10 protein-coding genes are annotated in these 12,388 nt (G+C 61.9%); 2 read left to right on the top strand and 8 right to left on the bottom strand.

Annotation, left to right across the window (positions count from 1 at the left end):
• Window positions 1-22: 22 nt before the first annotated feature.
• Window positions 23-1,411: a UDP-N-acetylmuramate:L-alanyl-gamma-D-glutamyl-meso-diaminopimelate ligase gene (mpl, locus tag ACXAF3_RS06620; RefSeq protein WP_475111504.1), complete on the bottom strand. Its 1,389-nt coding sequence runs from the start codon at window positions 1,409-1,411 to the stop codon at window positions 23-25.
• A gap of 204 nt (window positions 1,412-1,615) precedes the next feature.
• Here mpl and ACXAF3_RS06615 point away from each other — a divergent pair, with 204 nt between their 5' ends.
• Window positions 1,616-2,878 (top strand): 6-phosphofructokinase, encoded by a 1,263-nt coding sequence (locus ACXAF3_RS06615; protein WP_475111503.1) that lies wholly within the window; start codon window positions 1,616-1,618, stop codon window positions 2,876-2,878.
• 210 nt (window positions 2,879-3,088) lie between these two features.
• Here the strand turns inward: ACXAF3_RS06615 and ACXAF3_RS06610 are convergent, their stop codons facing one another.
• The 4 genes from ACXAF3_RS06610 to ACXAF3_RS06595 form a co-directional block, all read right to left on the bottom strand.
• The gene (locus ACXAF3_RS06610; RefSeq protein WP_475111502.1) at window positions 3,089-3,499 is read right to left on the bottom strand and encodes a hypothetical protein; all 411 of its coding nucleotides are present in this window, start codon (window positions 3,497-3,499) and stop codon (window positions 3,089-3,091) included.
• Window positions 3,500-3,560: 61 nt separating this feature from the next.
• Window positions 3,561-4,463, bottom strand: coding sequence for a zinc metalloprotease (locus ACXAF3_RS06605; RefSeq protein WP_475111501.1), 903 nt, complete (start codon window positions 4,461-4,463; stop codon window positions 3,561-3,563).
• A gap of 713 nt (window positions 4,464-5,176) precedes the next feature.
• Window positions 5,177-5,911, bottom strand: a complete 735-nt coding sequence (locus ACXAF3_RS06600; protein ID WP_475111500.1) for an ion transporter — start codon at window positions 5,909-5,911, stop codon at window positions 5,177-5,179.
• Between the two features lie 382 nt (window positions 5,912-6,293).
• Window positions 6,294-9,125, bottom strand: coding sequence for an ExeM/NucH family extracellular endonuclease (locus ACXAF3_RS06595; RefSeq protein WP_475111499.1), 2,832 nt, complete (start codon window positions 9,123-9,125; stop codon window positions 6,294-6,296).
• 306 nt (window positions 9,126-9,431) lie between these two features.
• Between ACXAF3_RS06595 and ACXAF3_RS06590 the strand changes: the two genes are divergently transcribed.
• A complete protein-coding gene (locus ACXAF3_RS06590) occupies window positions 9,432-10,922 on the top strand; it encodes a flavin-containing monooxygenase (protein ID WP_475111498.1) in 1,491 nt (496 codons plus the stop codon).
• Window positions 10,923-10,953: 31 nt separating this feature from the next.
• On the opposite strand, the gene ACXAF3_RS06585 is transcribed toward ACXAF3_RS06590, so the two are convergent.
• The 3 genes from ACXAF3_RS06585 to msrA are packed head-to-tail and all read right to left on the bottom strand — an operon-like array spanning window position 10,954 to window position 12,330.
• A complete protein-coding gene (locus ACXAF3_RS06585) occupies window positions 10,954-11,313 on the bottom strand; it encodes a VOC family protein (RefSeq protein WP_475111497.1) in 360 nt (119 codons plus the stop codon).
• A gap of 7 nt (window positions 11,314-11,320) precedes the next feature.
• Complete coding sequence (locus ACXAF3_RS06580; RefSeq protein ID WP_475111496.1) at window positions 11,321-11,710, bottom strand: hypothetical protein; 390 nt, start codon at window positions 11,708-11,710, stop codon at window positions 11,321-11,323.
• Window positions 11,711-11,736: 26 nt separating this feature from the next.
• Window positions 11,737-12,330: a peptide-methionine (S)-S-oxide reductase MsrA gene (msrA, locus tag ACXAF3_RS06575; RefSeq protein ID WP_475111495.1), complete on the bottom strand. Its 594-nt coding sequence runs from the start codon at window positions 12,328-12,330 to the stop codon at window positions 11,737-11,739.
• Window positions 12,331-12,388 lie beyond the last annotated feature (58 nt).

The following is a 12,388-nucleotide window of genomic DNA, read 5'->3' as shown; positions in this document are numbered from 1 at the left end:
CATCCTACCGAGTCGCGAGTCCCTAGCCTCGGATCCCGTGTTTCCGCTCCAGCGCGCCCAGCAATCGCTGGTGAATGCCGCCGAAGCCGCCGTTGCTCATCACGACGATATGGCTGCCCGGCTCGGCCAGATTGACCGCGGATTCTACTCCAGCGTCGATATTGTCGAAAATCTTCGCCGGCACCGTGGAGTGGTGCACTACCTCGCCCAGGAACCAGTCCATGCCCTCGGGCTGGTACCAGAGCACCAGGTCGGCGCCGGAACAGGACTGGGCCAGGCGGTGCTGGTGAATGCCCATACGCATGGTGTTGGAGCGCGGCTCTATCAGCGCGATGATCTTGTCGCTGCCGACCTTGGCGCGCAGGCCGTTCAGCGTGGATTCTATTGCGGTCGGGTGGTGGGCGAAGTCGTCGTAGACACGGATACCGGCCACCTCGCCGAGGCACTCCATGCGCCGCTTGACGCCGTCGAAGCTGCCCAGGGCCCGGGCGCCGAGCGCCGGATCCACGCCCACATGGCGCGCCGCGGCCAGGGCCGCGAGGCCGTTGCGCACATTGTGCAGGCCGGTCAACTCCCACTCGACCCGCGCCACCTCGGCGCCGCGGAACTGCACCGCGAAGCTGCCGCCGTCCGCGGCGATATCCACCGCGCACCAGTCGCCGAGACGCACGCCGTCCCCGGCCCCGGCGGCGAAGCGCTGCACCTCGCTCCAGCAGCCCTGCTGCAATACCGCTTCCACCGCCTCCTCGGCGGACGCGACTATCAGGCCGTTGCCGGGCACGGTGCGCACCAAATGGTGGAACTGGCGCTGGATCGCGGCCAGATCGTCGAAGATGTCCGCATGATCGAACTCCAGGTTGTTGATCACCAGCGTGCGCGGGCGGTAGTGCACGAACTTGGAGCGCTTGTCGAAGAAGGCGGTGTCGTACTCGTCCGCCTCCACGACGAAGAAGGGGCTCTCGCCGAGGCGCGCGGACACGCCGAAGTTGCCCGGCACGCCGCCGATCAAAAAGCCCGGCTGCATATCCGCCTTCTCCAGTATCCAGGCCAGCATGCTCGCGGTGGTGGTCTTGCCGTGGGTGCCGGACACCGCCAGCACCCAGCGCCCGCCGAGGAAGTGGTCGCACAGCCACTGGGCACCGGACGTATAGGGCATGCCCCGCTCCAGCACCGCCTCCACCGCCGGATTGCCGCGGGACAGCGCGTTGCCGATGATCACCAGGTCCGGCGCCGGCTCCAGCTGGGCCGGATCATAGCCCTCGGTGAGCTGGATACCCGCCCGCTGCAACTGAGTACTCATGGGGGGATAGACGTTGGCGTCCGAGCCGGTCACCCTGTGCCCCTCGGCCACGGCCAGCTGGGCCAGACTGCCCATAAAGGTGCCGCAGATACCTAGAATATGGATATGCATGGCGGAAATTTGTACTCCTCGTAGTAGCCGCGCAAGCTTAACACGGCGAATCACGGCAGTAATTGCCAAATACCCCAGTTTCGATGCAATTTCATCGCCATTCCATTAGACTCCGCCCCCTAATTTGCCAGCCTCACCCCCCGGGCGGTAGTAGAAACTACCGCCATTGGCCGGCGGCCAATGCGCACTGTAAACAGGATGACCATGTCGAAAAAGAACGCCTTTTATGCTCAATCTGGCGGCGTGACCGCCGTGATCAATGCTTCCGCCTGCGGAGTCATCGAAGCCGCCCGCGAGCATCGCGACCATATCGGCACTGTGTACGCGGGATTGAACGGCATCCTCGGCGCGCTGCGCGAGGAGCTGATCGACGTGAGCCAGGAGAGCGCGGACACCATCGCCGCGCTGCGCCACACCCCGTCCGGCGCCTTCGGCTCCTGCCGCTACAAGCTGAAGAGCCTGGAGGAAAACCGCGCCGAGTACGAGCGTTTGATCGAGGTGTTCCGGGCCCACGATATCGGCTACTTCTTCTATAACGGCGGCGGCGACTCCGCCGACACCTGCCTGAAGGTGTCCCAGCTGTCCGAGAAGATGGGCTACCCGATCCAGGCCATCCATATCCCGAAGACCGTCGACAACGACCTGCCGATCACCGACAACTGCCCCGGCTTCGGCTCGGTGGCCAAGTATGTGGCCGTATCCACCAAGGAGGCCTCCCTGGACGTGGCCTCCATGTGCGCCACCTCCACCAAGGTGTTCATCCTCGAGGTGATGGGCCGCCACGCCGGCTGGATCGCCGCCGCCGGCGCCCTGGCTCAGGAAAACGAAGGCGACGCACCGCATATCATCCTGTTCCCGGAAGTGGCCTTCGACAAACAGAAATTCCTGGCCAAGGTGCAGCGGACCGTGGACGAGAAGGGCTACTGCGTGATCGTCGCCTCCGAGGGCGCCCAGTACGAAGACGGCACCTTCCTCGCCGACGCCGGCACCACCGACGCCTTCGGCCACAAGCAGCTGGGCGGCGTGGCGCCGACGCTGGCCAATATGGTCAAGAGCGAACTGGGCCTGAAATACCACTGGGCCCTGGCGGACTATCTGCAGCGCGCCGCGCGCCATATCGCCTCCGCCACCGACGTAGCCCAGGCCTACACGGTCGGCCGCGCCGCGGTGGAAATGGCCGTGGCGGGCAAGAACGCGATCATGCCGGCGATTGTGCGCAACGCCGGCCCCGAGTACAGCTGGTCCGTGGCAGAGGCGCCGCTCAGTGAAGTGGCCAACGTCGAGAAGATGATGCCGCGCGAGTACATCAGCGAGGACGGCTTCGGCGTCACCCAGGCCGGGCGCGACTACCTGCTGCCGCTGATCCAGGGCGAGGACTACCCGCCCTACAAGGACGGTGTGCCGCAGTATGCGCAATTGAAGAAAGTGCTGGTGGAAAAGAAACTGAAGGAAGGTTTCGACGTTTAAGCCGCAGCGGTCGCGCCGACCATCGAAAGCCCCTGTGTCGCCACAGGGGCTTTTTTGTGCGCGGCGGGAGGGTGCCCCCTTGAAAACCCCAATTGCGGCTTGAACGGAAGCGGAAGTTGCAATTTTCTTAACTGCCAGACAACAGGCCTTTACTCGAAGCATCTTCGGCTAGCGAGTGAAGAATCCGACACACTGATCGGCCTTCTGGCATTAGCGAATCACATCCGGGGGCGGCCGCCACTCGATCACCGCGGCGGTCTCTTTGTCCTCGCACAGCCACACCGTCAGCCGGACGCCTTCGATCAGAGTCCCCCTGGATACCTCGATGGCGCTCCAATCGCTCTCGGTGAAGCGGCGCCCGTGAATATAGAGCCGCGCCAACAGGGCATCGGCGGACTCATACTCGAAGCGGATACTTTCCAGCGTGTCGGCGTCGGTAGCCACCGTCAGACTCAGGCTGTGCTCGCCGCGGTTGTACCGGCTCGCGACGCCGGTCCAGGAGGTGACCAGGTTGCGATCGCAAGTGAAATACTCCGGCACCATCAAGCGCTCGCCGCCGTGAACCATCGCGGCAGACAGTGCCAACAGCAGTAGCAGAAAATTCCATCGCGCTTTACACATAGTACACCGGTAAAAGTGGGGAGGCGACTGGTCGCCTCCCCGGATCTCGGCGCAACGCCGCTTACAGATTCCGATAGACGAAACTCATCTCATCGGCGCGCAGCGCCTGGCCGGCGGTAAACTCGTACATGCAGGAGTCGTCGGTATAGTCCATGAAGTTTTCAATCGGGTCCAGACCCGCTGCATTCTTGCCCTTGGTGCAGCTGTCGCGCCCTACCGGGCAACCGTAGGCCGGGCTCTTCTCGGCCGGGGTGTCGCTGACATAGTCACCGCTGCCGCCGCAGCCGCCCTGGAAGGTGTGGTACAGGCCGAGCCAGTGCCCCACCTCGTGGGTTCCCGTATCGCCCTCATTGTAGGGCTCCGCATCGCCGCCCGGCAGCGTGCGGTAGAGCACCACCACGCCGTCATTGACCGGGTTGGATGCGTAGTCGCTGGGGAATGTCGCCCAGCCCAACAGGCCGCCACCCATGTTGTTGGTATAAAAATTCAGGTCGCCGGCGTCCCCCTGCCTCAGCGCCGCCTTCATTTCCGCTTCGGCGCTCGAACCGTGCCCCGCGGTATACCAGGCATCGTTTGCGGTGACATCCGTAGCCGCCAGCCGGAAGGTAAACGGCGTATTGCGGTAGGCATTGTTCAGCACATTGATCTGGGCATTGATATCGCCCGAGGAAAGCATGCCATTGTTACTGCTGTCTGTGATCACGTGCATATAGACATCGACAACCACGGAGCCCGCGGGGCGGGGCGTATAGCCACTGCCGCCCGGCTTGCCCTTCATGCTGTTAAAGTGCCGCTCCTTCAACTCCGCTTCCGCGTGAGTTGGCGTCTTGGTGCCGCAGCGCAGAAAATTCGCATTGGGATTGGCATGGGAAAACGCATGTTCGCTTTGTGCATTCCCAATCGCGGGCAACGCAAACAGGCTGAATACCACAGCGAGAGAAGTGGTCTTTGGTGCAAATTGCATTATTGTTCTCCTTGTCGAACTCGACCTCGTCGCTTTAGGGGGCGACGTGACGCCATCTATTCGACCAATGACACCGCAGACCCCGCCAGTTCGAAAAGAGGAATATCAAACCGCATATTTTCCGCCACAGCCGCCGTTACACCGAATCAACTGCAGCCAGGTAGATTGGCAATTATTGGGTGCAGACCCATGGTAGTCGAGGCACAGGAAATATAAACGGCGTTTTATCAGTGCCATTCCCAATTTTCTGCACCCCGATCGGCGCTCCCCGCTCTAGAAATCCAACAGACGTACCAAATTGTCCGCAAAACAATCAAATCCATCTTGGGGTCGATAGCTCCTCCGAGGAGGAGCATTCAGCATCACCTCTTTAACCATTGACCCAAAAGAGACAACACAAAACTCTAAACAGAATCCGTTCTCCCGAAGCCAGGAGGCAAGAAGACTACTACACCGTCAGCAGTCCAAGTTATGCACAGTTCCTGGGGAACCTCTGAATAATTCCGCAATGCCTCTGCGGAGCTTGCAGAGCGGTTCACACTCTGCGTTGCGGCTTCTTGAAAGGTCTAGACATTCCTGCGAAGCCGCGCCTTGATTGTGAACCGCTCTGCAAGCCAGAGGTATCGCGGAATTATTCAGAGGTTCCCTAGGAGGCAACTGCCAGCTGAATACTGTCACTGTATATACAGCCGCTATAATTACACCCCCAGTACTCACGGATTTACTTGTTGAGTTTTCAACCTAGTATCACAGGAAAAACTGTCAGCCGGCGGCATCCCATCATCGCTTACACTGACTTTCCGCCTGTAATCAATCCTTTTTTGAAGAAGCCAAGCGATCAGTATCGCGTTGAAATAAGCAAATAACAGCAGCCCAACCTTGTTCAAAACTACTGTTACCGCCATCCCGGAAGCAGTTACCGCCTGTGATATGGAGACCTTTGCATTCATTATATTTAAGAATGCCCACCACAGAGCCTCAGGTGCGGTATTTATAGTGCCGCCTGAATCTCTTTCGAATTCAAGGATCAGACTCGCACCTAATGTGTAGGCCAAAAAAGTTACAAGCAAAACAAAAAAGGTAAAACTTTGAAACTTACTCTCTTGCAACGACTGATAAAGAACTCTTAACGATTTTATTGTTCTAATAAACCTTAGTATACGAACAACACGCGACAACCTTCCCCAGCGCAATGGATCAAGGGCAGGGATTGATGCAACCAAGTCTATCCACCCCCACTTTAAATATCTCCTCTTGCTTTCCGCAGAAAGCAAATTTACAAAGAAATCTGCAAGAAAAACCAGACAGACAGCGAAATCTATATACTGCAATACCAGCTTGATTTCCGGATCTTTGACAACAAAAAGATCAACACAAACCACACCAAGCACATAAATACTAAGCACCAACAAAAAAAGCTGATATACAGGACTTCCTTTTTCTTTCACTATACCTCCGTTAGGCAACCACAGGCGCACAGGATTTTTTGACAAACATCAACCGCTCGAGGCGACTGTAGTGGTCAAGTATTTTTGGCCACTGTCTTTTGAGCATTCCAGTATTTTTCTTCTGCCACATTCTGCGGCAAATCGTCGCTGTTCTGATGTGGCCATATTTAGCCACGAATATCCATACATGACCACATGAAAATACCCATATCCGACCGCAGGCGCCGGATACTCAGCTGGTACTAATTTTCAATTTAATAAAATCGCTTGGCGGTCGTCATCGCTTTATTCAGGTACCGCTATAAACTGCCCGCCTCGAACTCAAAAAAAGCGAGCCGGAAAGGCTCGCTTTGCAAAACATCAATAAAACAGGAATCCGAAATCAGAACGGCAGCCACCAGGGCCCGCGAATGGAAACGGAGTGGGTGGCGCTGTCCTCGCGCCCGTCGCTGTCGCTGACCGTCAGGGTGATCGCGTAGTTGCCGCGCCGCTCGTAGCGGTGCCAGGCCCGCCGCCCCTGCGCCTCGGTGCCGTCACCGAACTCCCAGCGGAAACTGAGGTGCCCGTCACTGCCCTCGCGACTGCGGTCCTGCACCAGTACCCAGTTGAAGAAACGCCTCACGCGAAAGCGCGCCTGGGGTCCCGCGTCGCTATCCTGCACCAGCAGCTCCCGCGCTGAAGTCGCCAGCGCGCCGCGGTCGTCCTCCACCTGCAGGATCACCGTGTAGCTGCCGGTCTCGCGGTAGCGGTGGCTGGGGTGCTGTTCGGAGCTTGTTTCACCGTCGCCGAAGTCCCAGTGCCAGCCGACGATATTGCCGTCACTGTCGCTGCTGCGGTCGGTGAAGCGCACGCGCTTGCCCTGCGCCTCTGTGGTGAAGTCCGCACTGGGAGCCGCGTTGCCGGCGCGCAGGTCCAGTTCTATCACCAGCGGGTCGTGGTCGGAGGCCCGGTAGGGGTCGGCGCCGTAGAGGGAATCCCGCTGTGCCTCGCTCTTGTGCTCGGTGTTGTAGTCCAGCGCGCGCGGTTCGTCGGCGTTGATATGCCAGTCGGCGGTACCGGTCACCAGCGGGGCCAGGGCGGCGTTGGCGAGGGCGTGGTCCAGGTAGCCGGCCTGGGCGTCGAACACGTAGGAGTGGGCCGCGTCGCCGTGGAAGTGGGCCAGCAGATCGGTGTAGCCGGCATCCTGCAGCGCGGTGATCGGGTTTTCCTTCGCGTAGCTGTTGAGGTCGCCGAGTATCAGCACGCCTTCGGTGCCCGTGCCGGCGGGGTCTGTCGCCAGCCAGTCGGCCAGCGCCTCGGCGGCCTGGGTGCGGGCCTGATTCCAGCAGCCCTGGCCGTCGCGCTGGTCGTCGTTCAGGCTTCCGTCATTGGGGCAGCCGCCCTTGGATTTGAAGTGGTTGACCACCACCGCCAGCGATTCATTGCTGGCCAGTTCGGTAAAGGCCTGCAGCAGCGGCTGGCGGTTCAGGTCGTCGAAGGGGTAGCTGGCCAGCGTGGCGGCGTCGCCCAGGGGCCGCACCCTGTCGGCCCGGTAGATGATACCCACGGCGATTTCGTCGCTGCCCAGCTGCGCCAGGCCCGGATTCACGAAAGCATAGATCTGGCCACCGGCGGCGGCGTTGAGGCCGTCGACCAGGTCCTGTATCGCGCTCTCGGCGCCGTAGCCATCGTTCTCGATTTCCATCAGGCCGACGATATCCGCACCGGTGGCGAGAATGGCCGCGATGACCTTGTCGCGCTGGCGCTGGAACTCGTCGGGAGTGTCGGCGCCGCGGGCGGTCGGGAAGCCGCCGCCGTTGCCGTCGCCATTGAAATAGTTGAGCAGATTCAGGCTGGCGACACGCAGGCTGCCTTCGCCCGGCAGTGCCGGTGCGGAGGTGCGCGGATTGGCGGCGGTGAATTGCGGCGCTTGCACCGGCTGCAGCCGGTAGGCGCCGAAGCCGTAGCCGATAACGCCGCGCAGGCCGGTGACTGTGCTGCCGGCGCGCAGGGTATTGGCGGCGCTGAGGGCCGGAGCCGGATAGGGAATGGTTTCCGGGTTCTGCAGCCTGGAGCCGTCGTCGAGCAGCAGGCGGTTGAGGTCGTTCGCCGCCTGCTGCGCCAGGGCGGCGGCGCCGGGCTCGGCGATATGGGTGGGCGTGTAGAGGCGGCCGGCGGACAGGACCAGTTCGCCGTAGCGGGCCAGGTTGTAGTTGCCGCTGACGGTCAGCGTCTGCGCAAACTCGGCCAGCATGCCCTCATGGCGCTCCGGCTGATCGGCGCTGGCAAACGGCAGGCGGATCTGGGCGGCGCTGACGCTGTGGCCGCTACCGCAGACGCTGACGCCGTCGACCCGGTCGAGCTGGGTGAGACCGTAGTATTCGCTGACCCGGCCGCCGACGCGCACCAGGTCGCCCTGCTGCACATCCACGCCGAAGCCGTTGTCGTAGACGAACAGGCCCTCGGAACTGGTGTCCAGGCCGTCCTGGTCGCCGTCCTCCTCCTGCAGGAAGAAGCCGCCGAGACCGGTAGCGGCATCCTGGAAGTCGCCGACCACCACCGCTTCTATCTCGTGGCGCTCGCCGGCGAGCGGACTGGCCGCGCCCGTGCCCTGTACCGCGCTGATCCGCGTGGCCGGGTCGCCGCAGCGGCCCAGGGTGACACCGCCGCTGCCGCCGTGCCGGCCCAGGTCAGAGAAGTTGTCCTGGCCGGCACTGCTCCACTCCAGGGACGGATCGAAGGGAGCGCTGCCGTCGGTGCGGCCATCCGCCACCTCGGGGTTGCGCAGCAGGGTCTGATTCTGGGTGCCGATGGCGGCATCGCCCCACCGGCTGCCGGGATCCACGCCTATCTGGCCGATCACGTCGACGGGGCCGGCCGGGCCTACCAGGGCCACCGCGTCGTCGCCATTGAACAGGCCGCCGCCGTAGGTCTGATCGGCCTCGGCGAGCAGCGCCGCATCCGCCCCCGAATGGGCGAGTACGAACACCTCGCCATCGGCGAGGCTGCCGCCGAGGGCGATATCGGCCCCGGCGGAAGTGGCGCCGTTGAAGTAGACCCGGACGGAATAATTTTCGAGATCCACCGCAGAGCCGCTGCCGTTGTAGATTTCCAGCGCCTTGTTGTTGCCGCTGCCCTCGACATATTCCGAAATAACCAGGCCGCCGGCCTGGGCGCCGCCCGCCAGCAGCGACAGCCACAGCGCCAGCTGCAGCGATATATTGCATTTAGTCATTGTCAGTCCCTATCGGTATCGGTTGCCGCAATTGGCGGGGCGGATTCTGCACCGGGATTCCTAAGAAGAGATGTCAGGACAGTGAAAAATAGCGGTCTGTTTTGTTGCGGCGGAAACAGCGGGATGCGTGACAAAGAAGACGAATAATTTTCGATTAAGGTGAAACCTATATGCGGCGGCGCAATTCGTCAGGGGGAATTCTGGGGAGGCTCCGGTGCGGATTTCGAAATCCGCCAGCTACGCGGCTCCGCAGCCCCCCGGGCCGTGTTAAGGTCCTGCCGATAAATACAATAATTGAGACGGACCATGGAAACCTTCGACCTTCTGATTATCGGCGCCGGTGTATCCGGTATCGGCGCCGGCTGTCATCTGACCCGCAACTGCCCCCACCTCAGCTTCGCCATTCTCGAGGGGCGCGACAGTATCGGCGGCACCTGGGACCTATTCCGCTACCCCGGTGTGCGTTCCGACTCGGATATGTTCACCTTCGGCTACAGCTTCCGCCCCTGGCAAGGCACCAAGGCGCTGGCGGACGGCGAATCCATTCGCAACTATGTGCGCGACACGGCACGCGAATACGGCGTGGACGGGAAGATCCGCTTCCGCCACCGCATGTTGAGCGCCGACTGGTCGTCGAAGGACAGGCTCTGGCGCCTCGAAGTCGAGCGCACCGCAGAGGACGGGAGCAGGGAGGTGATCGCGCTGCAGTGCCGCTTCCTGATCACAGCCACCAGCTACTACGACTATGAAAAGGGCTATATGCCGGACTTCGACGGGCTGGCGGACTACCGCGGCAGACTCGTGCACCCGCAGCAGTGGCCGGTAGATCTCGATTACAGCGGCAAGAAAGTTGTGGTGATCGGCAGCGGCGCCACCGCCGTGACTCTGGTGCCGGCGATGGCGGGCAGGGCCGCCCATGTCACCATGCTGCAGCGCTCGCCCAGCTATGTGCTGTCGCGCCCGCTGGTGGATCCCGTGGGCAGTTTTCTGCAGAAAATCCTGCCCGCGCGGATCGCCTGGGGCGCTACCCGCTGGGTCAATATTCTGCTGTCGATTTTTCTGTACAAGGCCTCGCGCCGCTGGCCGCAGAGGGTGCGCGGCTATCTGCGCCGCCAGGCGCAACGGGAGCTGGGCGAGGTGCCGGCGGCGCCCCACTTCGACCCCGACTACAACCCCTGGGACCAGCGCCTGTGCCTGGTGCCGGATGCGGATCTGTTCCACGCCCTGCGCGACGGCAGCGCCAGCATAGTCACCGACCGCATAGCGCGCTTTACCGAAACCGGCGTGGCGCTGGAATCCGGCCGCCATCTGGAGGCGGACCTGGTGGTGCCGGCCACCGGCCTGGTGCTGCAGTTTCTCGGCGGCGCCGAGATGCGTATAGACGGCAGGCCGCTGGACTCGAAACAACTGGTCAACTACCGCGGCATGATGTTCGGCGGCGTGCCGAATATGGCGGCGCTGTTCGGCTACACCAACAACACCTGGACGCTGAAAATCGATCTCACCTGCGACTACCTGTGCCGCCTGTTCAGACATATGCGCGAGAACGGCTACGACACCTTCACCCCGCGGCTGGATCGGGACCTGCAGACGGAGCCGCTGATCGGCCTCGAGTCAGGCTATGTACGCCGCGCCCGCGACATACTGCCGCGCCAGGGTCACCGCCCGCCCTGGCGCAACCACCAGAACTACCTGCGCGATCTGCTGACAATACGCTTCGGGCGCTTCGACGACGGCGTTATGACCTTCACCCGCGCGGACGCCGGCTGCACTCGGCTGGCGGGAGAGTCTGGATAGAGAGGCGGTTTCGAATCAATCGGGTCGGTCTTTATGCGCCCTGGTCGGACCAGACCGCAAACTCGTTGCCGCAGGGCTCGGCAAAGTGAAAGCGCCTGCCCCCGGGGAAGGAAAAGATCGGCTTGATTACCTCGCCGCCGGCGCCCTGCACCTTTTCCAGCGTGCGCTCCAGATCGGCGCTGTAAAACACGATCAGCGCGGCGCCCTTGTCGGTGCTGGAATGCGCGTCCGCCAGAAAGAAACCGCCGTCCAGTCCCTGCCCGGAAAAGGCGGTGTACTCGGGGCCATAGTCGACAAATGACCAGCCGAACGCCTTTTCGAAAAACGCCTTGGTGGCGCCGAGATTTTTCGACGGAAACTCGACGTAGTTGATTTTTTCGTGTTCGTTCATTGTTTTCCTACTCCTTTTTATTCCCCGAAGCGACGGGCCTCGCCGGCGTATCCACGACGCGAAAGGTACCAGCGGCAACCGCAAAGGGTTCGCCGTCGGCGAGTATAACAGCGCGATCGGTCGCGCGTTCAAAGTCCAGCATCGCGTAGAGCGCGATTCCGCTCCTGCCCCGATACAGCTGCGGGCGATAGATAACGATCGCCATGCGCGCATCCAGACGCTTGTAGGAATAGCCGGCTTCTCCCACCAGCTTGCCGCCGGCGGTCACATAGCATTCGCTTTCGGTTTCGTAGGAGACGGTATGCGTGGAGAGCTCGGTGAAGTCTCCGGCTTCGGAGTGGTGGACACCGGTCCACTCGAGACTCAGCCCCACAAGGCTGTCAAACGCACTTTGCATAGCGGCTTCCCGGTATGTGACCTGAATCAATGGGCCGGGGCACTGCCCCAGATTTCCTCCAGGCGCCGGTCGCGCCCGCAGCGGTAGCGATAGTACTTGTAGCGGATCGGATTGCGCTGGTAGTAATCCTGGTGGTAGCGCTCGGCGGGATAGAAGACGCCGGCAGCGACGATTTCCGTGGCGACGGGCTTGTCCAGCTGTTTCTCGACCTCCGCCCTGCTCGCTTCGGCCAGCTTCTTTTCCTCTTCGCTGCCGTAAAAGATGGCACTGCGATACTGGTTGCCGCGGTCACAGAACTGGCCGCCGCCGTCCAGCGGGTCCACATTGCGCCAGAAGACGTCCAGCAGCTGCGCGTAGCTGATCCTGTCCGGATCGTATTTTACCTGCACCACTTCCGCGTGCCCGGTACCGCCGGCGGACACCTGGTCGTAGCTGGGGTTCTCCAGCTGCCCGCCGCTGTAGCCGGAGGTGGTCTCCAGCACGCCCTCGAGCCTGTCGAAGGGCGGCTCCATACACCAGAAGCAGCCGCCGGCAAAGATGGCGGTGCGGACACTCTGCGCGTCCCCGGCATAGGCTGCGATTGCCGCCAGCGAAAACCATAGGATGATCAATCGGCGCACATTCGGCTCCTTTCTGTTCTGTTGCTGTCCCCTTCCGTCGCCCGGCCGCGGTCATCTG

This window comes from Microbulbifer sp. ABF4_143 (genome assembly GCF_056160225.1).
This window is presented reverse-complemented; position numbering and strand designations above follow the sequence as displayed.

Bases quoted from the DNA above. Each gene is read 5' to 3' on its own strand.
- mpl (WP_475111504.1), bottom strand. From the start codon at position 1,411: ATGCATATCCATATTCTAGGTATCTGCGGCACCTTTATGGGCAGTCTG.
- ACXAF3_RS06615 (WP_475111503.1), top strand. From the start codon at position 1,616: ATGTCGAAAAAGAACGCCTTTTATGCTCAATCTGGCGGCGTGACCGCC.
- ACXAF3_RS06610 (WP_475111502.1), bottom strand. From the start codon at position 3,499: ATGTGTAAAGCGCGATGGAATTTTCTGCTACTGCTGTTGGCACTGTCT.
- ACXAF3_RS06605 (WP_475111501.1), bottom strand. From the start codon at position 4,463: ATGCAATTTGCACCAAAGACCACTTCTCTCGCTGTGGTATTCAGCCTG.
- ACXAF3_RS06595 (WP_475111499.1), bottom strand. From the start codon at position 9,125: ATGACTAAATGCAATATATCGCTGCAGCTGGCGCTGTGGCTGTCGCTG.
- ACXAF3_RS06590 (WP_475111498.1), top strand. From the start codon at position 9,432: ATGGAAACCTTCGACCTTCTGATTATCGGCGCCGGTGTATCCGGTATC.
- ACXAF3_RS06585 (WP_475111497.1), bottom strand. From the start codon at position 11,313: ATGAACGAACACGAAAAAATCAACTACGTCGAGTTTCCGTCGAAAAAT.
- ACXAF3_RS06580 (WP_475111496.1), bottom strand. From the start codon at position 11,710: ATGCAAAGTGCGTTTGACAGCCTTGTGGGGCTGAGTCTCGAGTGGACC.